The organism is Frondihabitans peucedani, assembly GCF_039537585.1.
In the GTDB taxonomy this organism is placed as follows: Bacteria; Actinomycetota; Actinomycetes; order Actinomycetales; family Microbacteriaceae; genus Frondihabitans; species Frondihabitans peucedani.
The window spans coordinates 572,130-592,388 of record NZ_BAABAU010000001.1 but is presented as its reverse complement, the minus strand read 5'-3'; the positions used below and the strand labels follow the sequence as shown (position 1 = coordinate 592,388).

19 protein-coding genes and 2 tRNA genes are annotated in these 20,259 nt (G+C 69.5%); 15 read left to right on the top strand and 6 right to left on the bottom strand.

Going from position 1 to position 20,259, the window contains the following annotated elements; translation table 11 throughout:
* Positions 1 to 94 precede the first annotated feature (94 nt).
* The 6 genes from ABD733_RS02790 to ABD733_RS02765 all read left to right on the top strand — a co-directional run bounded on the left by ABD733_RS02790 (position 95) and on the right by ABD733_RS02765 (position 7,610).
* Positions 95 to 1,753, top strand: coding sequence for an ABC transporter substrate-binding protein (locus ABD733_RS02790; RefSeq protein WP_344793509.1), 1,659 nt, complete (start codon positions 95 to 97; stop codon positions 1,751 to 1,753).
* Positions 1,754 to 1,920: 167 nt separating this feature from the next.
* Positions 1,921 to 3,006 (top strand): ABC transporter permease, encoded by a 1,086-nt coding sequence (locus tag ABD733_RS02785; RefSeq protein ID WP_425552850.1) that lies wholly within the window; start codon positions 1,921 to 1,923, stop codon positions 3,004 to 3,006.
* Between the two features lie 2 nt (positions 3,007 to 3,008).
* Entirely contained in the window at positions 3,009 to 4,016 is a 1,008-nt protein-coding gene (locus ABD733_RS02780; RefSeq protein ID WP_344793508.1) for an ABC transporter permease, read from the top strand.
* Positions 4,013 to 5,692 (top strand): ABC transporter ATP-binding protein, encoded by a 1,680-nt coding sequence (locus ABD733_RS02775; protein ID WP_344793507.1) that lies wholly within the window; start codon positions 4,013 to 4,015, stop codon positions 5,690 to 5,692. The genes ABD733_RS02780 and ABD733_RS02775 overlap by 4 nt, the downstream gene beginning before the upstream one ends.
* Positions 5,693 to 5,695: 3 nt before the next feature.
* Positions 5,696 to 6,565, top strand: a complete 870-nt coding sequence (locus ABD733_RS02770; protein WP_344793506.1) for an ATP-binding cassette domain-containing protein — start codon at positions 5,696 to 5,698, stop codon at positions 6,563 to 6,565.
* Between the two features lie 10 nt (positions 6,566 to 6,575).
* Positions 6,576 to 7,610, top strand: a complete 1,035-nt coding sequence (locus ABD733_RS02765) for a D-isomer specific 2-hydroxyacid dehydrogenase family protein (RefSeq protein WP_425552849.1) — start codon at positions 6,576 to 6,578, stop codon at positions 7,608 to 7,610.
* A 129-nt stretch (positions 7,611 to 7,739) separates the two neighbouring features.
* Here the strand turns inward: ABD733_RS02765 and ABD733_RS02760 are convergent.
* Both ABD733_RS02760 and def read right to left on the bottom strand, forming a co-directional pair.
* Positions 7,740 to 7,812, bottom strand: a tRNA-Asn gene (locus ABD733_RS02760).
* 63 nt (positions 7,813 to 7,875) lie between these two features.
* On the bottom strand, positions 7,876 to 8,442 hold the full coding sequence (def, locus tag ABD733_RS02755; protein ID WP_344793505.1) for a peptide deformylase: 567 nt from the start codon (positions 8,440 to 8,442) through the stop codon (positions 7,876 to 7,878).
* Positions 8,443 to 8,482: 40 nt separating this feature from the next.
* Between def and ABD733_RS02750 the strand changes: the two genes are divergently transcribed.
* From ABD733_RS02750 to ABD733_RS02740, 3 genes are all read left to right on the top strand, one after another.
* The gene (locus ABD733_RS02750; RefSeq protein ID WP_344793504.1) at positions 8,483 to 9,397 is read left to right on the top strand and encodes a DMT family transporter; all 915 of its coding nucleotides are present in this window, start codon (positions 8,483 to 8,485) and stop codon (positions 9,395 to 9,397) included.
* A 59-nt stretch (positions 9,398 to 9,456) separates the two neighbouring features.
* Positions 9,457 to 10,758: a glycosyltransferase gene (locus ABD733_RS02745; protein WP_344793503.1), complete on the top strand. Its 1,302-nt coding sequence runs from the start codon at positions 9,457 to 9,459 to the stop codon at positions 10,756 to 10,758.
* Positions 10,749 to 10,822 (top strand) — tRNA-Ile (locus ABD733_RS02740). The genes ABD733_RS02745 and ABD733_RS02740 overlap by 10 nt, the downstream gene beginning before the upstream one ends.
* A 177-nt stretch (positions 10,823 to 10,999) precedes the next feature.
* Here the strand turns inward: ABD733_RS02740 and ABD733_RS02735 are convergent.
* On the bottom strand, positions 11,000 to 12,175 hold the full coding sequence (locus ABD733_RS02735) for an alcohol dehydrogenase catalytic domain-containing protein (RefSeq protein WP_344793502.1): 1,176 nt from the start codon (positions 12,173 to 12,175) through the stop codon (positions 11,000 to 11,002).
* Positions 12,176 to 12,250: 75 nt separating this feature from the next.
* Here ABD733_RS02735 and ABD733_RS02730 point away from each other — a divergent pair, with 75 nt between their 5' ends.
* Positions 12,251 to 12,667: a hypothetical protein gene (locus ABD733_RS02730; protein WP_344793501.1), complete on the top strand. Its 417-nt coding sequence runs from the start codon at positions 12,251 to 12,253 to the stop codon at positions 12,665 to 12,667.
* Positions 12,668 to 12,671: 4 nt separating this feature from the next.
* Here the strand turns inward: ABD733_RS02730 and ABD733_RS02725 are convergent, their stop codons facing one another.
* Complete coding sequence (locus ABD733_RS02725; protein ID WP_344793500.1) at positions 12,672 to 13,181, bottom strand: MarR family winged helix-turn-helix transcriptional regulator; 510 nt, start codon at positions 13,179 to 13,181, stop codon at positions 12,672 to 12,674.
* On the bottom strand, positions 13,178 to 14,977 hold the full coding sequence (locus tag ABD733_RS02720) for an MFS transporter (protein WP_344793499.1): 1,800 nt from the start codon (positions 14,975 to 14,977) through the stop codon (positions 13,178 to 13,180). Before ABD733_RS02720 ends, ABD733_RS02725 begins: the two co-directional genes overlap by 4 nt.
* A gap of 107 nt (positions 14,978 to 15,084) precedes the next feature.
* On the opposite strand from ABD733_RS02720, the gene ABD733_RS02715 reads away from it, so the two are divergent.
* Together ABD733_RS02715 and ABD733_RS02710 are read left to right on the top strand one after the other, a co-directional pair.
* Positions 15,085 to 15,405 (top strand): hypothetical protein, encoded by a 321-nt coding sequence (locus ABD733_RS02715; protein ID WP_344793498.1) that lies wholly within the window; start codon positions 15,085 to 15,087, stop codon positions 15,403 to 15,405.
* 131 nt (positions 15,406 to 15,536) lie between these two features.
* Positions 15,537 to 15,836, top strand: a complete 300-nt coding sequence (locus ABD733_RS02710) for an excalibur calcium-binding domain-containing protein (protein WP_344793497.1) — start codon at positions 15,537 to 15,539, stop codon at positions 15,834 to 15,836.
* 15 nt (positions 15,837 to 15,851) lie between these two features.
* On the opposite strand, the gene ABD733_RS02705 is transcribed toward ABD733_RS02710, so the two are convergent.
* Positions 15,852 to 16,883 carry a LacI family DNA-binding transcriptional regulator gene (locus tag ABD733_RS02705; protein ID WP_344793496.1) on the bottom strand — a complete coding sequence of 344 codons (1,032 nt, stop codon included), beginning with the start codon at positions 16,881 to 16,883 and terminating at the stop codon, positions 15,852 to 15,854.
* 162 nt (positions 16,884 to 17,045) lie between these two features.
* Between ABD733_RS02705 and ABD733_RS02700 the strand changes: the two genes are divergently transcribed.
* The 3 genes from ABD733_RS02700 (at position 17,046) to ABD733_RS02690 (ending at position 20,234) form a co-directional block, all read left to right on the top strand.
* The gene (locus tag ABD733_RS02700; RefSeq protein ID WP_344793495.1) at positions 17,046 to 18,359 is read left to right on the top strand and encodes an ABC transporter substrate-binding protein; all 1,314 of its coding nucleotides are present in this window, start codon (positions 17,046 to 17,048) and stop codon (positions 18,357 to 18,359) included.
* 125 nt (positions 18,360 to 18,484) lie between these two features.
* Entirely contained in the window at positions 18,485 to 19,582 is a 1,098-nt protein-coding gene (locus ABD733_RS02695) for an LLM class flavin-dependent oxidoreductase (RefSeq protein WP_344795965.1), read from the top strand.
* Between the two features lie 22 nt (positions 19,583 to 19,604).
* On the top strand, positions 19,605 to 20,234 hold the full coding sequence (locus tag ABD733_RS02690; RefSeq protein WP_344793494.1) for an FMN reductase: 630 nt from the start codon (positions 19,605 to 19,607) through the stop codon (positions 20,232 to 20,234).
* Positions 20,235 to 20,259: the final 25 nt, after the last annotated feature.

The window sequence follows — 20,259 nt, the reverse complement described above, 5'->3', positions numbered from 1 at the left end:
TACCAATGAGTCATCCCGGGTGCGTATCGCAGCACGGTGGCGCCTGCCGCCGCCCCGCCCCGGCTCCCTCCACCGATACAAAGGGGTCACCACCTTGAATTCGAAGTCCACTCTCGGGCGTCGCCTGCTGATCGGAGTCGGCGGCGCTGCTGCCACGGCTCTGGTCCTGGCCGGCTGCGCTTCCGGCGGCTCGACCAGCAACACGAGTCTCGACAGCGTGATCGTCGGCACCTCCGACGTCATCACCTCGCTCGACCCGGCCGGCTCGTACGACAACGGCTCGTTCGCCGTGATGAACCAGGTCTACCCGTTCCTCATGAACACGCCGTACGGCTCGCCCGACGTGAAGCCCGACATCGCCACGAGCGCGTCGTTCACGAGCCCGACCGAGTACACGGTCAGGCTCAAGAAGGGCCTCAAGTTCGCCAACGGCGACGCCCTGACCTCGTCCGACGTCAAGTTCACCTTCGACCGCCAGCTCGCGATCGCCGACCCCAACGGCCCGTCGTCGCTGCTGTCGAACCTCAAGTCGACCGCCGCTCCCGACGCCACCACCGTGGTCTTCACACTCAAGAGCGCCAACGACCAGACCTGGCCGCAGGTGCTGTCGAGCCCCGCCGGCCCGATCGTCGACGAGCAGGTCTTCTCGGCCACCAAGGTGACCTCCGACGCCGCCATCGTCAAGGGCGAGGGCTTCGCCGGGCAGTACTCGATCTCGCAGTACAAGCCCAAGGAGCTCATCCAGTACAAGGCCTTCACCGGCTACAAGGGCATCCTCGGCGACGCGAAGACGAAGTCGATCACGGCCCAGTACTTCACCGACGAGACCGACCTCAAACTCGCCGTCCAGAAGGGCGACGTCGACGTGGCCTACCGGTCGCTCAGCCCCACCGACCTCGCGTCGCTCAAGAAGAACAAGAACGTCACGGTCCACGACGGCCCCGGCGGCGAGATCCGCTACATCGTCTTCAACTTCGACACGATGCCCTACGGCGCCAAGACCTCGGAGGCCGACTCGAAGAAGGCCCTCGCCGTCCGTCAGGCCGTGGCCGACTCGGTCGACCGCGAAGCCCTCTCCTCCGACGTGTACAAGGGCAGCTACACGCCCCTCTACTCGGCCGTGCCCGACGGCCTGACCGGCTCGATCACGCCGTTCAAGACGATGTACGGCGACGGCAACGGCGGCCCCAGCACCAGCAAGGCGAAGTCGACCCTGAACTCCGCCGGTGTCGCGACCCCGGTCACGCTGAACCTCCAGTACACGCCCGACCACTACGGCGCGTCCTCCGACGACGAGTACGCCCTGATCAAGTCGCAGCTCGAGAAGACCGGCCTGTTCAAGGTCAACCTGCAGTCGACCCTCTACGACACGTACAGCACGCAGCGCACGAAAGACGCCTACCCGCTGTACCAGCTCGGCTGGTTCCCCGACTACAGCGACGCCGACAACTACCTGACGCCGTTCTTCCTGCCCTCGCCGGGCGCGGACGGCAAGGACGTCGACGGCGGCTTCCTGCTGAACCACTACAACAACCCGCAGGTCGACACCCTGATCGACAAGCAGCGCAGCGAGACCGACGCCTCGGCCCGGACGAAGGACATCGAGCAGATCCAGACGCTCGAGGCCGGCGACATCTCGACCCTCCCGCTGCTCCAGGGCGCGCAGGTCGCGGTCTCCGGGAAAGACGTCAAGGGTGTCGACACGACGCTCGACGCGTCCTTCAAGTTCCGCTACGCGGCGCTCTCGCGCTGACCCGAGCGAGCGTGACCGCCCGCTAGGGTGGACGGACACGTGAGCAGGATGGGGTGCTCGCCCGGTCGCACAAAGGCCGGGGGAGCACCCCATTCCCATGAACCACGCCACGTACGAACGATCTCGACGTCGATGATCAGGATGAAAGCGACACGCACCCAGTGACCGTGCTGAACGACACCTCTCCCACCGCCCCGCCGGTGGCCCCGACGGCCCGCGCGAAGTCGAGCGGCGGCGGTCTCGGCCGCTATGTGCTCGTGCGGTTCCTCCTCATCATCCCGACCGTCTTCATCCTGGTGACGCTCGTCTTCTTCCTCATGCGCGTGGTCGGCAACCCGATCACCGCTGCGGTCGGCGGCCGCCTGACGCCGGCGCAGCTCCAGGAGCGCCTGCACGCCGCCGGGTACGATCGACCGATCATCGTGCAGTACGGCGAGTACCTCGGGCAGCTCCTCCGCGGCGACTTCGGCACCACCCTCACCGACCACCGGAAGATCAGCGACATCCTGCTGAGCTACGGCGGCGCGACCATCGAGCTCGTCTTCTACGCGCTCATCGTCGCCCTGGTCATCGGGATCCCGCTGGGGATGCTCGCGGCGTACCTCCGCGATCGCTGGCCCGACGTGATCCTGCGCGTCTTCGCGATCTTCACCTACGCGACTCCGGTCTTCTTCGCCGGCCTCCTGCTGAAGCTGGTGTTCTCGGTCTGGCTCGGCTGGCTGCCGCTCGGCGGCCGGGCGAGCACCCGCGTCGAGCTCGCGCTCGGCGGCATCCCGAACCCGACCGGCATCTACCTCATCGACGCCCTGCGGACCGGCAACTCGACGATCATCATCGACGTCCTCTCGCACGCGGTCATGCCGGCGCTCGCCCTCGGCCTCATCACCGGCGGCATCTTCCTGCGGCTCGTCCGCACCAACGTCATCGGCACCCTCGGCGCCGACTACGTCGATGCGGCGCGCTCGCGCGGCGTCTCCGAGCTCCGGCTGGTGCGCAAGCACGCGTTGAAGCCGGCGCTCATCCCGATCATCACGGTGATGGGTCTGCAGATCGCGATGCTGCTCGGCGGCTCGGTGCTCACCGAGACCACCTTCGGCTGGCGCGGCCTCGGCTTCGAGCTGCAGCAGTACCTGTCGGCGCGCGACTTCGTCGCCGTGCAGGGCATCGTCGCCCTCCTGGCGGTGATCGTCGCGGTCACCAACTTCATCGTCGACATCATCGCCGCCTTCATCGACCCGCGAGTGAGGTACTGACCATGACCACCGCCCTCGCGAGCGCGAAAGACCAGCGCGCCCCCTGGTACAAGCGCCTCCCCGTCGTCGCCCAGCTCCGCCGGAGCGTCGGCCTGCAGCGCGGCATGCTGATCACCGGCATCGTCATCTGCGTCGTCTTCCTCCTCGGAGCCCTCTTCGCCCCGCTGATCGCCCCCTTCGGCTTCGGACAGCTGAGCGACGCCCACGGCTCGTTCCCGCGGCAGGGCGCGCCGTCGGCCACGCACATCTGGGGAACGACCGTCGGCGGCTACGACGTGTTCAGCCGGGTGGTCTGGGGTGCACGGACGGCCATCTCCGTCGTCATCCTGGCCGTCGTCATCTCGGTGGTGCTCGGCGTGACGCTGGGTCTGGTGTCGGGGTACCTCGGCGGCTGGCTCGACCGGGTGCTCGTCGTCATCGCCGACGCCGTGTACGCGTTCCCGTCGCTGCTGCTGGCGATCGTCGTCTCGATCGTCATCTCGGGAGGTCAGTCGAGCCTCTTCGGCGGGATCGTGGCGGCCGCCATCTCGATCACCGTCGTGTTCGTTCCGCAGTACTTCCGTGTCGTGCGGGCCGAGGCCGTGCGCCTCAAGGCCGAGGCGTTCGTGGAGTCGTCGAAGGTCATCGGGTCGTCGACGGCCCGCATCATGTTCAAGCACGTGCTGCGGAACGCGACCCGGAGCCTGCCGCTCATCCTCACGCTCAACGCCTCCGAGGCGATCCTGACGCTGGCCTCGCTCGGGTTCCTCGGCTTCGGCATCGGGCCGACCGCGGCGGCGGAGTGGGGCTACGACCTCAACCGCGCGCTGTCCGACACCGCCAGCGGCATCTGGTGGACCGGCGTCTTCCCGGGCTCCGCCATCGTGCTCCTGGTGCTCGGTGTCACCCTGGTCGGCGAGAGCCTCAACGACCTCGCCGACCCGCGCCTCCGGACGAGGCGCCGCGCCAAGCGGCGGACATCCGTCGCCTCGGCCACCAACACCGCGACCCTGACGGAGGCCGGCAAGTGACCGACACGACGATTCCCCGCGGCGACGACCGCGAGAAGGCCGTGGACATCCGCGACCTCGAGGTCACCTTCGCGACCGACGGCGGCGACGTCCTGGCGGTCCGCGGAGTCTCGCTCGACGTGCGAGCCGGCGAGGTCCTGGCGATCGTCGGCGAGTCCGGCAGCGGCAAGACGGTCACCGCCAAGACGATCCTCGGGCTCCTGCCCGACACCGCGGTCGCGTCGGGCGCCGTCCTGCTGACCGGCGAAGACGTGCTGAGCGTCGGCCCGCGACGAGTCCGCGAACTCCGCGGGACCGACGTCGCGATGGTGTTCCAGGAGCCCTCGACAGCTCTCAACCCCGTCTACACGGTCGGCTGGCAGATCGCGGAAGGCATCCGCGCCCACGGCAAGGTCGGAAAGCGCGAGGCCCGTCGTCGCGCGATCGACATCCTGCGCCGCGTCGGCATCCCCGACCCGGAGACCCGCGTCGACTACTACCCGCACCAGTTCTCCGGCGGTCAGAAGCAGCGCGTCGTGATCGCGATGGCGCTCGTGCTCAACCCCTCGGTGATCGTCGCCGACGAGCCGACGACCGCGCTCGACGTCACGGTGCAGGCTGAGATCCTCGACCTCCTGCGGCGCTGCCGCGACGAGTTCGGCGCCGCCATCGTGCTCATCACGCACAACATGGGCGTCGTGGCCGACCTCGCCGACCGGGTCGCCGTGATGTACCTCGGCCAGGTCGTCGAGCAGGCCGACTCCGCCACGCTGTTCGCCTCACCGAAGGACGACTACACCAAGCGCCTGCTCGGCTCGGTGCCGAAGCTCGAGGCGAGGGGCCAGCAGGATGCGCCTGCCGAGGGCGCCGAGATCGTCGTGCGTGCCAGGGGCCTCGAGATCGAGTACCCGGGGCGCCTCGGTCGCGGCGGCTTCAAGGCCGTCAAGGGCGTCGACTTCACGATCGCCCGCGGCCAGGTGCTCGGTCTCGTGGGGGAGTCGGGGTCGGGCAAGACGACGATCGGCCGCGCCATCGCCGGTCTCACCCGGGTCACCGGCGGATCGCTCGAGGTGCTCGGCGTCGAGATGAACGGCGTCCACGAGCGCGACTTCAAGCCGAAGCGCGCCGACATCGGCTTCGTGTTCCAAGACCCGGCGTCGTCGTTCAACCCGCTGCTCACCATCGCCGACTGCGTCGCCGAGCCGCTGATCGTCCACGGCCGCGCGCCCAACGCCCGCGACGCCCGGAAGCGAGTCGACGAGCTCCTCGAGGCCGTGCAGCTGCCGAAGTCGTTCGGCGACCGCTACCCGCACGAGCTGAGCGGCGGTCAGCGTCAGCGGGCGAGCCTCGCCCGGTCGCTGGCCCTCGAGCCGACGCTCCTGGTCGCCGACGAGCCGACCAGCGCGCTCGACGTGTCGGTGCAGGCGCGTGTCCTCGAGCTGTTCGCGGAGCTCCAGCGCGACCTGGGCTTCGCGGCGCTGTTCATCAGCCACGACCTCGCCGTCGTCAACCTGCTCTCCGACCGCATCGGAGTCCTGTTCCACGGCGATCTCATCGAGCAGGGCCCAAACGACCAGGTGCTCGGCTCTCCCGAGCACGCGTACACCCGGAAGCTCCTCGCCTCGCTGCCCGTCCCTGACCCGGGGGAGCAGCGGGAGCGCCGCCTGGCTCTGGCCTCACTGTCGAGCGAGGACTGATTCATGGCACGCCCGGCTCTCGATCCTGACGCCCCGGTCCTCGTCGCCGACGACCTGTCGCTCGTCTACGCCTCGCACGGCGGGCGGCCCGAGGTCCGGGCCGTCGACGGGGTGTCGTTCACGCTCGATCCGGGCGAGATCCTGGGGGTCCTCGGCGAGAGCGGCTCGGGAAAGTCGACGCTCGCGCTGGCTCTCGCCGGCCTCGCCTACGCCGGCCGTGCACCCGAGGGGTTCCCGACCCTCGCCGGCGGAGAGCTCAGCGTCCTCGGCGAACGCATCAAGACGATCTCGAAGCGCCACCGCGACCGCCTCAGCGGCACGGTCGGCTACCTGTCACAGGATGACGGCGACCGGCTGAACCCCGACCTGACTGTCGGCGAGGCGGTCGCGGAGCCCCTCTACGAGCGCGACAAGCGCTTCGACCGCAAGGAGGCCGGCCGCCTCGTCGCGGGTCTCGTCGACGCGGTCCACCTCCCGCTGTCGACGATGCTCAAGCAGACCTGGGAGCTGAGCGCGGGCCAGCGCCAGCGCATCGCCCTCGCGAGGAGCCTCATTCTGGAGCCGCGCCTCCTGATCGCCGACGAGCCCGCCCGCGGCGTCGACGTCCTGGTGCGCCACTCGGTCCTCGAACTGCTCCGCACCCTGCACGGCGACCGCAGGTTCTCCGCCGTCGTCGTGACGTCGTCCGTGGCCGAGGCCCGAGCTGTCGCCGACAGGATCGCGGTCCTCCGGCAGGGCCACGTCGTCGGGCTCGGCCCCATCGACGAGGTCCTGCAGACGACGGTCGACCCGTACGTCAAGGTGCTCTCCCAGACCAGCCCCATCGACATCGTCCCGCCCGAAGACCGCACGCCGAAGAAGCACCGTCCGTAGGAGTCCCACCGTGTCCCGAGAACCAGCGAAAGCACCAGCACCCGAGCAGTCGGAGTCGAGGCGGGGGCACCGCGCCGTCGTGACCCCCTCGGCGCCGTCCGCCCAGAGCCGTCCGACGCCCGGGCCGATCGCGGTGGGCCCGGACGAGGCACCGCACATCGTCGACGCCGTCACGGAGGGCGGCGGCACCCTCGGGCCGATGGACGACGACACCCGCGGCCTCGTCTGGCTCTCGCACCGCTCGGTCGACGAGCTCGACCGCGTCCTGACCGAGCACCCGGGCATCGAGTGGGTGCAGCTGCCGATGGCCGGCGTCGACATGTTCGCGCCCGTCATGAAGCGGTACGCAGACCAGCCCCGGCCGCTCTGGACCAGTGCCAAGGGCGCGTACTCCGAGCCGGTCGCCGAGCACGCCCTCGCCCTGACCCTGGCCCTGCTCCGCGTCTTCCCGGAGCGCACGCGCGCCACCAGCTGGGCCACCGAGCCGAAGGGCATCTCGCTCTACGGGCTCGACGTCGTCATCGTGGGCGCCGGCGGCATCGCTCTCGAGATCATGCGCCTCCTGGAGCCGTTCGACGCCCGCATCACGATCGTCCGCCGGAGCGCCGACCCCGTGGACGGAGCCGACCGGACCGTGCCGGCGTCGTCGCTCTCCGAGGTGCTCCCGACAGCCGACGTCGTGATCGTCGCCGCAGCGATGACCTCCGACACGTCGAAGATGTTCGGCGCGGCCGAGTTCGAGGCGATGAAGTCGACGGCCGTCCTGGTGAACATCGCCCGCGGCGGTCTCGTCGACACCGACGCCCTCGTGGCCGCGCTCGACGCCGGCGCGATCTGGGGCGCGGGGCTCGACGTCACCGATCCGGAGCCGCTGCCCGACGGGCACCCGCTCTGGATGTCCGACCGCGCCCTCATCACGCCGCACCAGGCCGACACGCCCGAGATGGTGGCGCCGCTCCTCGCCGAGCGGATCCGGCACAACGTGCGGGCGCTCGGGGGAGAGGGCGACTTCATCGGCGTCGTCGACCCGGCCGCCGGCTACTGACGCCGGCGCGACCCTCCGACCGCAGAAGTCGCTCCTGACCGCACGAAGACGTGGTCAGGAGCGACTTCTGCGGTCGGGTGCCTGACGGCACGAAGAAGGCCCCTACGGGTGGAGCCGTAGAGGCCTTCGCTCCCCGACTTGGACTCGAACCAAGAACCTGCCGGTTAACAGCCGGCTGCTCTGCCAATTGAGCTATCGAGGATTATTTCGCTGTGTTGAACAGCGACCACAACTCTAGCAAACGTTTCGACCGCTGATGAACACCTCAGCCCTCGGGGTGGTCGACGCCCGGCGTCCACTCCTTGCCGGGGACGCCCCAGCTCTTCTTCTTGACGACCTTCGAGGCCGCCTTCCAGTAGGGGTGCTCGAGCCGGTCGGCGTAAAGGACGCCGTCGAGGTGGTCGAACTCGTGCTGGAAGATACGGGCCAGCCAGCCGTGCGCCTCGATCTCGTAGCCCTCGCCGTCGAGATCCTGCGCGCGCAGGATGACGCCCTCGGCGCGTCGGAGCGGGAACCGCTCGCCCGGGATCGACAGGCAGCCCTCCGACTCGTCGTCCTCGTCGAGGTCGTCGAGCGACAGCGGCGTCTGCCAGAGCTCGGGGTTGATCGCCACACCCCGCCAGGCCTCGCCGTCGTCGTCGACGTAGGAGTACACGAACACCCGGAGCGGCACGCCGACCTGCGGCCCGGCGAGGCCGACACCCGGCGCCTGGTCCATCGTGTCGAACATGTCGGCGACCAGCGTGCGGAGCGTGTCGTCGAACTCCGTGACCTCGCGAGCCCTCTCGTGGAGGACGGGTTCGCCGGTGATCTTGATGGGACGTGCTGGCATCCACCCAGCCTAACCGGGGCCCTACCGGTACCGTGAGGCCGTGTCCTCGAATCTCACCGACCTGACGCAGCAGGTCTCGCTGACGCCGTATCAGGCGCTCGGGATCCCGATCGCACTGGTCGGGGCGGTGTTCCTGTCGGTGGGCGCGCAGCTGCAGCACCGGGGCGTCAGCAAGGTCGAGAAGATCCACGGCGGCGCCTCGAAGGGGCTCGGTCTGAGGCAGATCCTGCGCCTGGTCGGCCGACCCTCCTGGGTCATCGGCACCCTGATGCTGGGGCTCGCCGTGGCGTTCCAGCTCACCAGTCTCAGCTTCGCGCCCCTCATCGTGGTGCAGCCCCTCGGAGCGGTCGCCCTCGTCGTGACGGCCGTGCTCAACTCGCGCGCCACCCGCCAGCGCCTCGACATGCAGTCGAAGCGGGCGATCCTGCTCTGCGTCGGCGGTGTGGCCCTGTTCGTCACCGTGGCGGCGTTCACAGCCGTCGAGCCGCGGATCACCACCGGCCAGCTCGTGACGGTGCTGATCATCCTGGCCGTGGTCCTGACGATCCTGCTCACCGCCTTCACCATCCTCCGGCGCAGGATCAGGGCGCTCTTCTACATCATCGCCGCGGGCTTCCTCTACGGTTTCGTGGCCACCCTGGCGAAGGTCGTCATCAACAGGATCGAGTCGCACAGCTTCGACGCGCTGACCGTCGTCTGCATCGTGTTCCTGCTCGGAGCGTCGGGCCTCGGCGGCTACTTCGTCCAGAACGCCTACGCCTCCGGGCCGCCCGACCTCGTGATCGCGGGCCTCACCGTGGTCGACCCGATGGTGGCCGTCGGGATCGGGGTCCTCGTGCTCGGCGAGGCTTCGCAGGCACCCTGGTGGGCCGGGATCTTCTACGTGATCGCCGGGGCCATCGCTGTCCTCGGCGTGTTCCAACTCGCGAAATACCATCCGCAGTCACGGGGCTGAGCTAGCCTGAGCACACCATCCGCCGCCCGACTCCAGCCCGGTAAGGACGCAACCGACCAGTGTCATCCCCCTCGCACGACGACGGCCCCGCACCAGCACCTCTCGACGATCCAGGCGATCCTGCTGCGACACCGCCCGACCGGCCTCTCAAGGTCCTCATCGCCGGCGACACGTTCCCGCCCGACGTCAACGGGGCGGCGAACTTCACGGAGCGACTCGCGGTGGGCCTGGCCGGCCGCGGACACGACGTCCACGTGGTCGCTCCCGCCGCGACGAGGCGGCACGGCACCTTCGTCGAGGAGCACGGCGACCAGAGCATCACGGTCCACCGCCTGAACTCGACGCGCTGGCCCCTCCACGACTGGCTCCGCTTCGCGACGCCGTGGACGGTCCAGCACAACACCCGGCCGATCGTCGACTCGTTCGCACCCGACGTCGTGCACATCCAGTCGCACATCGTCATCGGCCGCGGCCTCACCAAGGTCGCCCGCGACCGAGGCATCCGCGTCATCGCCACGAACCACTTCATGCCCGACAACCTCATGGAGCACACGCCGCCCATGCCGCGGAAGCTCCTCGACTGGATCGCCCGGCGCGCCTGGAAAGACGCCGCCAACACGTACCAGCACGCCGAGGCCGTCACCACCCCGACCCGGAAGGCGGCCGGCTACCTCGAAGCGGCGACCAGCGTCCGCGGAGTCCTCGCGATCTCCTGCGGCATCGACGCGTCCGACTACACGGCCAGACGGACCCGCCCGAAAGACAATCGGATCGTCTTCGTCGGCCGCGTCACCGCCGAGAAGAACATCGACGTGCTCCTGCGGGCGATGCTCAAGCTTCCCGCCGACCTGCACGCCACCCTGACGATCGTCGGCGGAGGCGACCTCCTGGCGAAGCTCACGCAGATGAGCGTCGACCTCGGGCTCGGAGACCGCGTCACCTTCGCAGGCTACCTGTCCGACGAGGAGCTCCGACACACGCTCACCACCGGGACGGTGTTCTGCATGCCGTCCACCGCCGAGCTCCAGAGCATCGCGACCCTCGAGGCGATGGCCTCCGGGCTGCCCGTCGTGCTCGCCGACGCGATGGCCCTGCCGCACCTCGTCGACGAGGGAGTCAACGGCCACCTCTTCACGCCGGGCGACGCCGACGACCTCGCGGCGAAGCTCACCGACGTCCTGACTGCGAGCGACGACGAGTACCTCGCCATGCGCGCCGCCAGCCTCCGCATGATCGAACCCCACGACATCGGCCGCACGCTCGACACCTTCGAGAAGCTGTATCGTGGTCAGACGGTGGCCGCCCAGGCTGCCGACGCCTCCTTCCCCGCCGACCAGGCGACCGGAGGCGCGGGGCGGTAGCTCAGCCGGTTAGAGCATCGGACTCATAATCCGTCGGTCACGGGTTCAAGTCCCGTCCGCCCTACGTTGCATTCTGCGTGTTCGGAGGCCTTCGGCCCCCTCCCGCGAGCAAGCTCCGGAGTGTTTGTCTGGCGCCTCGCGGCGCTGGCGACGGACTCGCTTCGCTCGTCGTCGCGGGAGGGTGACCTACTCGCTTCGCTCGTGGTCTTGCGGGAAGGAGGGCCGGGGACGAGACGGGCCGCTACGGGACCAGGACGACCTTGATGCAGCCGTCCTCCTTCTTCTTGAAGGTGTCGTACATCTCCGGGGCACGGTCGAGCGGCACGCGGTGCGTGACGAGGTCCTCCGTGCCGAGCGGGTCGGCCGGGTCCTCGACGAGAGGCATCAGCGTGTCGATCCAGCGCTGCACGTTGCACTGGCCCATGCGGATCGTGATCTGCTTGTCGAACAGGCTCAGGAACGGCGTCGGGTCGGCGGTGCCGCCGTACACGCCGCTCAGGGAGACCGTGCCGCCGCGACGGACGAGGTCGAACGCCAGGTGCATCGCGCCGAGGCTGTCGATGCCCGCCTTCTTCATCAGCGGCTGCGACACCGCGTCGGGAAGGGCCGCGGCGAAACGCTGCACCAGGCTGACTCCGCCGTGGTCGTGCGCTTCCATGCCGACCGCGTCGACGACCGAGTCCGGGCCGCGGCCGTCGGTCATGCCGAGGACGGTGTCCGAGAGGCCCTTGTCGAGGTCGAGAGTCTCCACGCCGTACTTCTCGGCGAGGGCGCGACGCTCGGGCACGGGATCGACGGCGATCACGCGGTAGCCCTTGTGCTTGCCGATCCTGGCCGCGAACTGGCCCACCGGGCCGAGTCCGAGCACCAGGAGCGTCCCGCCGTCGGGGACCTCCGCGTACTCGACGCCCTGCCACGCGGTGGGCAGGATGTCGCTGAGGAACAGGTAGCGGTCGTCCGGCAGCTGGTCGCCGACGCGGATCAGGTTGAAGTCCGCGCGACGGACGCGCAGCTGCTCGGCCTGGCCGCCGGGCACCTGGCCGTAAAGCTTGGTGTAGCCGTAGAGCGACGCTCCGGAGCCGTACTCGGTCACCTGCGTCGTCTCGCACTGGGTGAAGAGGCCGCGCTGGCACATGAAGCACTCGCCGCAGGCGATGACGAAGGGCACGACGACGCGGTCGCCGACGGCGATGTCCGAGACGGCAGGACCGACGGCCGTGACGACGCCCATGGTCTCGTGACCGAGGACGTCGCCCTTGTCGAGGAACGGGCCGAAGACGTCGTACAGGTGGAGGTCGCTGCCGCAGATGGCGGTGGAGGTGACGCGGATGATCGCGTCGGAGGGCTCGACGATCCGGGGGTCGGGGACCTCCTCGACGCTGACGTTCTCGAGGGACTGGTAGGTGAGTGCTCTCATGCATCCCGTCTACCCGCGGACGTCTGGGCAGCCCCGGTGGAGGGGTACACGCGCTGGACCTGTCAGACTCGACGCATGGCAACTCTCTCGTACGACGTGTCCGTCAGCCGCGACGGAGCCGTGTGGCTCCTCGAGATCGCGCCCATCGGCGGCGTGGCGGAGGCCCGCTGGCTCGGCGAGGCCGACGACGTGGCACGCGCCTTCATCGCCGACTTCGAGGGCGTCGACCCCGAGTCGATCGAACTGGCGATCACCGTCATCTACCCGGGCGACGTCGCCGACGAGCTGGAGCGCGCCGCCGGGCACCGCCAGCGGGCCGAGGACGCCCTCGACGCCGAGTGGGAAGCCCTCGGAAACGCCGCCCTCGCCCTCGACGGGGCCGGGGTCACCCGGCGCGACATCGGCGACATCCTCGGGCTCGCCGTGCCGAGGGTCCGCAGGATCCTGCGCGGCGGTCCGCGCGAGAACCAGTCCCGGCGCGACGCCCAGTAGCCGCCTAGAGGTCGCCGGTGTCCGCCAGGGCTTCCAGCGCCCCGAGGGCCGACACGACGGCAGCCCGGTCGTCGTCCGACAGCGAAGCCAGGAGCACCGAGGCGTGCTCCGCGCGCTCGCGCCGGGCCGTCAGCACCGCCTCCACGCCCTCGGACGTCGCCTCGACGAAGAACGAGCGCCCGTCGTCGGGGTCCGCGCTCCGGCTGACGAGACCGCGGGCCTCCAGGTCGACGATGACCCGAGTGGCGGTCGGCGCGGCGACGCCCTCGATGCGGCCGAGCTCCGACGGCCGGAGCGGCCCGCGACGGACGACCGTCGAGAGCGCCAGCAGGACCCCGGGGCTGAGGGCCGCGCCCGACGGCCGGAGCAGGCGGTTGAGACGTCCGACCGCGAAGGCCAGGCGCCCGGCCGTGTCGCTGTCGTCGGGCCTGCCCCGGCCTCCTCGGGAGAGGACAGCCGCCGCAGGATCCTGCGCTCCCGACCCGGCCTCGGCCCCGGTTCCCGGCGCGGTCACCGGTTGGCTCCGCCGCCGCGAGAGGCGACGCTGTCGCGATCGGACGCCGTCGACGCACCGGACGAGGAGTTCGCGGGAAGCGCCTCGGCATCCTGCACGACCTCGACGGAGCCGGTCGCGCGATCGACGTGCACGAACCTCTTGCCGCGGATCAGGGACGCCACGGCGGCGACGACCGTCATGATCGTGGCGGCGGTGAAAACGACGACGAGCCCGTGGTGGAACGGCCCGGAGATCAGCTGCGGGAAGAACTCCTTGCCGACGAGGGCCGAGCGGTCGCTCGACGAGAGATCGGACAGCACCTTCGATCCGAGGAGGTTCTGGATCGGGTTGTAGCCGAGGAACGCCGAGAAGAGCGTCCCGACCGGGGGAGTGCCGGAGATCCTGTCGGCGACGGCGGTCGAGACGCCGTGACCGGTGAGACCGGACTTCAGGGTGGCCGGGAGGGTCGTCGAGAGGCCGGCGATCATCAGCGAGAAGAAGATGCCGATCGAGAGGGACGTGCCGGCGTTCTGCACGGTGCCGGCCATGCCGGAAGCCGACCCGCGCTGGTTGGCCGGGACGCTGTTCATGATCGCGGTGCGGTTCGGCGCACCGAACATGCCCGAGCCGATGCCGGAGAGGAACGTGATCACGGCGAACGCGCCGTAGTCGAAGTTCACGGGCAGGAGCAGCAGCCCCACGAACATCAGAGCCACGAGGGCGAGCCCGGCCGTCGCGAAGAACCGTGCTCCGAAGCGGTCGGAGAGGATGCCCGAGAGGGGTCCGGCGACGAGGAAGCCGACCGTGAGTGGCAGCAGGTAGATGCCGGCCCAGAGCGGCGTCTGCTCGTACGAGTAGCCGTGCAGCGGCAGCCAGATGCCCTGCAGCCAGATGATCAGCATGAACTGCAGCCCGCCCCGGCCGATCGAGGCGAGGAGACCGGCGAGGTTCGCCATGGCGAAGGAGCGGATCGTGAACAGGCGCATCTCGAACATCGGCTGCTTCGTGTGCAGCTCGATGAAGACGAAGACGACCAGCAGGATCACCCCGCCGATGATGCCCGCGAGCACCCAGGGGTTCGACCAGCCCGTGGAGGAGGTCCCGTAGGGCTGGATGCCGTAGGTGATCGCGGCGAGGACGGCGGTGAGGCCCACGGCGAACGCGATGTTGCCCGGCCAGTCGAGCTTGCCCGCGTTCTTCGTGCCGACCTCGTGGAGCGACTTGTACGACCAGATGGTTCCGACGATGCCGACCGGGACACTCACGAAGAAGACGGCGCGCCAGTCGATCGTCGACAGGAGTCCGCCGACGATCAGGCCGATGAACGAGCCGGCGATGGCGGCCACCTGGTTGATGCCGAGGGCCATGCCGCGCTTGTTCGCGGGGAACGCGTCGGTCAGGATCGCGGTCGAGTTGGCGAACAGCATGGCGCCGCCGATGCCCTGCACCAGGCGCATCACGATGAGCCACATCGCGCCCGCCCCGTGGAGGAACGGGTCGAAGGCCAGGGCGATGGACCCGAGCGTGAAGACGACGAAGCCCAGGTTGTAGATCCGGACGCGACCGTACATGTCGCCGAGCCGGCCGAACGTGACGACGAGCACCGCTGTGATCAGCATGTATCCCATGAGCATCCAGAGCAGGTAGCTCACGTTGCCCGCCTGGAGCGGGTCGAGGTCGATGCCCTTGAAGATGGCCGGCAGGGAGATGATGACGATCGACGAGTTGATCGTGGCCATCAGCATGCCGAGAGTCGTGTTGCTGAGGGCCACCCACTTGTACTTGGGGTGGTCCTTCGTGAGGAAGGTGGGCAAGGTCGCGCTCCAGGATCGGCTGAACTAGTTACTTGATGTGAACTAACCATACGCTTGCGAAGCGCCGGGACGGACCAGTCGAGGGACGAGCATGCGAAGATGGCTGCATGTTCGGCCGCCGCCGGCGCGCGACACCCCCGCGCCCCCTCGACACGGGCTTCGGCGTGGGCGCGCAGGTCTACGTGCTCGACGCCGAGGAAGACGCGACGACGCCGTACCCCAACGGCGCGACCGGCCTGATCTTCCGCCACGGCGGCTCGGCCTGGCCCGGGATCTCGGCCGTCGGCGGTCTCGCGCCGGTGTGGTGGGTGGAGTTCGACACCCCGCAGTACACGGCCGACCTCGATGGGCCGTACACGAGGGCCCAGATCCCGCAGCGGTTCCTGCGACTGGCGCCGCCCGCGACCGAGGCCGACCTGCCCTACTGAGGGCGCGCATCCTGCGCTCCTGCTCTGCGACTCGAGAGACCTGCGACCCTGCGTCCCCGCCGTGCCACCCGGACGAGGGGCGCTCGCTCTGGGGATGCCGTCGGCCCCGGCAGCCTCGCTAGCGTCGGAGCATGATCTCCCCGCGCCTCGCCATCGCCGCCACCGTGCTGACCGTCGCGATCGCCGTCCCGTCGGTCGTCGCCGCCGACGCCGCGTCGGCCGCGCCCAAGACGTTCGCCAACTGCGCCGCGGTCCACAAGTCGTACTCGGGCGGCATCGCCAAGGCCGGCGTCAAGACGAACACCGTCACCTCGAAGGGAAAGGTCACGCACCGCGCTCTCAAGGGCAAGGTGAAGTTCGACACGGCCCTGTACAAGGCCAACGCGAAGTCGGACCGCGACAAAGACGGGATCGCCTGCGAGCTCGACTGAGTCGAGTCGGAGCGCTCAGCCGCTCGGAGGCGCTGCCGTCGATCCGCGGACGACGAAGTGCGTCGCCAGCTCGATCCGCGTGGTCCTCCTCGGGCGCGCCAGGCCCGTGCGGGCGTCCTCGACGAGATCGAGCAGGATCCGCAGCGCGACCGAGCCCATCTCGGCGGTCGGCTGCTGCACGGTGGTCATCGGGGGAGAGGCCCACTGCGCATCGGGCAGGTCGTCGAAGCCGACCACGCTGAGATCCTGCGGGATCCGGAGCCCGGTCTCGGTAGCTGCGTCGTAGACGCCGAAGGCCATCCCCTCGGACGAGGCGAAGAAGGCCGTCGGGCGGTCCGGCGCTCGAAGGAGAGGCAGGACGCCGTCGCGCGCCTCGGTGCGCGACCAGCCGGCGTGGACGAGCCGCGACGGAGGGAGGTCGAGCCCGGCCGCGGCCAGGGCTGAGCGGAAGCCGTCGACGCGCGCGGCGTTGTAGAGGGTCCCGGGCCCTGCGTCGACCATGCCGATCCGCGTGTGGCCGAGAGCGGCGAGATGCTCGCCGGCCGACCGGCCGCCCTCCCAGTTCGTGGACCCCACGCTCGGCACGTCGTCGGGCGGGCGGACGACCGGGTCGACCAGGACCACCGGCACTCCCGCAGCAGCCAGCCCGGCGAGCTGGGCGGTGGAGGGGCCGACCCCGACGATGACGGCGCCCTCGGATCGGCGACGGAGCAGCCTCGTGACCCAGTCGTCGTCGCGCGCGATCGTGAGGACGACGCCGGTGCCCGCGTCGGTCGCCGTCTGCTCGATCCCGCTCAGGGCTCTCGTCGCCCAGGCGTTGTCGACGGCGGTCAGCACGAGGTCGACGAGCTCGGGGACCGCTCTTCCGCGCGCACGGGACGCGTCTCCGGCGCGCTGGCGGTAGCCGGTGGCGGCGACGGCCTCGAGCACGCTGCGGCGGGTGGCGGCGGAGACGTCGGTGCCTCCGCGGAGCACCTTCGACACGGTGGGGACGCTCGTGCCGGCGGCCCGCGCGACGACCTCGAGGGTGGGACGCTGCGGGCTCATGCCGCAACCCTAGCGGCGGACTTTGCGCAAGATAATTTGTCTTGCCACGCAACAATTCGGTCGGCATACTCATCCCATCGCGATTCCCGCCTTCGGGTGTTGCGCAACTTTCCGTTCAACGCAGAACAGACCCGGCTCACCATCCGGGCGAAAGGACCGTCAATGCCGACAACCCGAGCATCGGTCTCCCGTCGGGGATTCCTGGGTCTCATCGGTGGCGCAGCAGCCGCCACCACTCTCGCCGCCTGCACGTCCGGCGGCTCCTCCGGCGGCGGCGGAGGAGGTGGGGCGCTCAAGTTCTGGAACATGCCGTGGGGCGGGCCGGCCTTCAACCCGCTCGACAAGAAGATCACCGAGGCCTACAAGCCGGGTTCGGGGCTGCCGAAGGCGACCTACCAGTCGGTCCAGTGGGCCAACTTCGTCCAGACCTTCGCCACGTCGGTCGCCTCGAAGACCGGGCCCGCCGTCAGCTCCGGCGGCGGCACGCAGGCGTTCCAGTTCGCCAAGCAGGGCTTCATCGCCGAAGCCGACGACCTCATCTCGAGCTGGAAGTCGAACGGGATCTACGACGACTTCCTGCCCGGCCTCCTCGACACGATGAAGACGCCGGACGGCTACGTCGCGGTGCCGTACAACCTCGACATGCGGGTGCTCTGGTACAACAAGGCCCTCCTCGAGAAGGCGGACGCCGCTCCGCCCACCGACTGGCAGTCGTATCTCGACACGGCCGCCGCGCTCAAGAAGATCGGCGTCTACGGTTTCGCGGCGAACGGCAACGCGAGCGGCGGCAACGCGTTCCAGATGATCGTCGGGCTGATGATCAACAACGGCGGCGGCATCTTCGACGAGGAGGGGAAGCCGAACCTGGTCACGGAGGCGAACATCCAGGCCCTGGAGTTCATCGAGGAGAACATCAAGAAGGGGTACGTCGACCCGGGGGCCATCAGCTACACCGCCACGAACTCGAACTCGCAGTGGAAGGACCGGAAGTTCGGCATGGGCATCGACGTGCCGGGTCTCGCGGCGAACATCGGCGGGAGCACGGCGGCCGAGGTCGTCGTCGCGGACCCGATGGCGTCCGACACGGGCAAGAAGGGGGCGCTGTACTTCCCGAACAACATCATGATGTACAAGAACACGCCCAGCCAGAAGGACTCCGAGGCGTTCCTGACCTACTACTACAAGCACATGTCGGTGCTGTGGACGCAGAAGACGGGGATCGGCCTGCCGGTGCTGAAGTCGATCGCGGCCACCCCTGAGTTCCAGTCGGATCCCAACCAGGTGAAGATCGTGAACGACTGGCAGCCGGTCGCGAAGACCTGGGCGGCACCCGGCGGCACGGCCCTGTTCGCCAATGTCAGCTACGTGGACAGCACGGCGCCGATGTCGACCTTCGGCCAGAACGTCCTCTCGGGCAAGTCGCCGAAGCAGTCCCTGACGATCCTGCAGAACACGCTCGCCGGCCAGATCAAGTAGCCGCCGTCCCGGGCGCGGGGTTCCGCTCCGCGCCCGGGAATAACCTCACCTCCCTCACGTTGACTCATTTGTATGCGAACGCATACAAGGTGAGACAGGGTGAGGACATGGCACAGGCAAACGGCATGCAGTTCGGGATCTTCTCGGTCGGCGACATCACGACCGACCCGACCACGGGGCGGACTCCGACCGAGAACGAGCGTGTTCTGGCGATGGTGACCATCGCGAAGAAGGCCGAGGAGGTCGGCCTCGACGTCTACGCGGCCGGCGAGCACCACAACCCGCCGTTCGTCAACTCGAGCCCGACGACCCTCCTCGCGTTCATCGCGGCGCAGACCGAGCGGATCATCCTCTCGACCGCCACGACCCTCATCACCACCAACGACCCGGTGAAGATCGCCGAGGACTTCGCGCTCCTCCAGCACCTCGCCGGCGGCCGCGTCGACCTCACGCTCGGTCGCGGCAACACCGGTCCCGTCTACCCGTGGTTCGGCAAGGACATCCGCCAGGGAATCAACCTGGCGATCGAGAACTACGCGCTCCTCCACCGCCTCTGGACCGAGGAGGTCGTCGACTGGAAGGGCCACTTCCGGACGCCGCTGCAGGGCTTCACCGCCACCCCTCGCCCTCTCGACGACGTGGCGCCGTTCGTCTGGCACGGCTCCATCCGCTCGACGGAGATCGCCGAGCAGGCCGCGTTCTACGGCGACGGCTTCTTCGCCAACCACATCTTCTGGCCCGCGTCGCACACCGCCCAGATGGTGCGTCTCTACCGCGAGCGCTTCGAGCACTACGGTCACGGCACGGCCGCCCAGGCGATCGTCGGTCTCGGCGGGCAGGTGTTCCTGGCCAAGAACTCCCAGGACGCCGTGAAGCAGTTCCGGCCGTACTTCGACAATGCGCCCGTCTACGGGCACGGCCCCTCGCTCGAGGACTTCACCTCCCAGACCCCGCTCACGGTCGGCAGCCCGCAGGAGGTCATCGACCGCACCCTCGGCTTCCGCGACTACGTCGGCGACTACCAGCGCCAGCTCTTCCTGATGGACCACGCCGGGCTCCCGCTGAAGACCGTCCTCGAGCAGCTCGACATCCTCGGCGAGGAGGTCGTCCCGGTCCTCCGCCGCGAGTTCGCCGCCAACCGTCCCGCCGACGTGCCGGACGCCCCCACTCACGCCTCGCTCGTCGCCGGCCGCGCCGCCCTCGAGCCCGTGCCCGCTCTCTAGAGACCGCAGGATCACGAACACCATGTCCACGAAGCACATCACCGTCGTGACGGCCGGCCTCAGCCAGCCGTCGTCCACCCGCCTGCTCGCCGACCGGCTCGCCGAGGCTGCCGTCCGCTCCCTCGTCGAGCGCGGAGCCGAGGTCGAAGTGGAGGTCGTCGAGCTCCGCGACCTCGCGCACGACATCACCGACAACCTCCTCACCGGTTTCGCCGGGCCCGCGCTGCAGGCGGCGATCGACAAGGTCACCTCCGCCGACGGCGTCATCGCCGTGACGCCGGTCTTCACGGCCTCCTACAGCGGGCTGTTCAAGTCGTTCTTCGACGTGATCGACAAGGACTCCCTCGACGGGATGCCGGTCCTGATCGGGGCGACCGCCGGGACGGCGCGGCACTCGATGGTCCTCGACTTCGCGCTCCGTCCCCTGTTCGCCTACCTCCGGGCCGTGGTGGTGCCGCTCGGCGTCTTCGCGGCGTCGGAGGACTGGGGCAGCGGCGACGCGACCTCGACGACGCTCCCGGATCGCGTTGCGCGGGCTGCGGGGCAGCTGGCGGATCTCGTGGCGGGGCGCGCGTCCACCGCACCTGGCGACGCACTCCTCGGGGGCATCGTGCCGTTCGGGGAGCAGCTACGGCGCCTCTCGCTGGAGTAGCCCGCCGCTCGCAGCGACCCCTTCG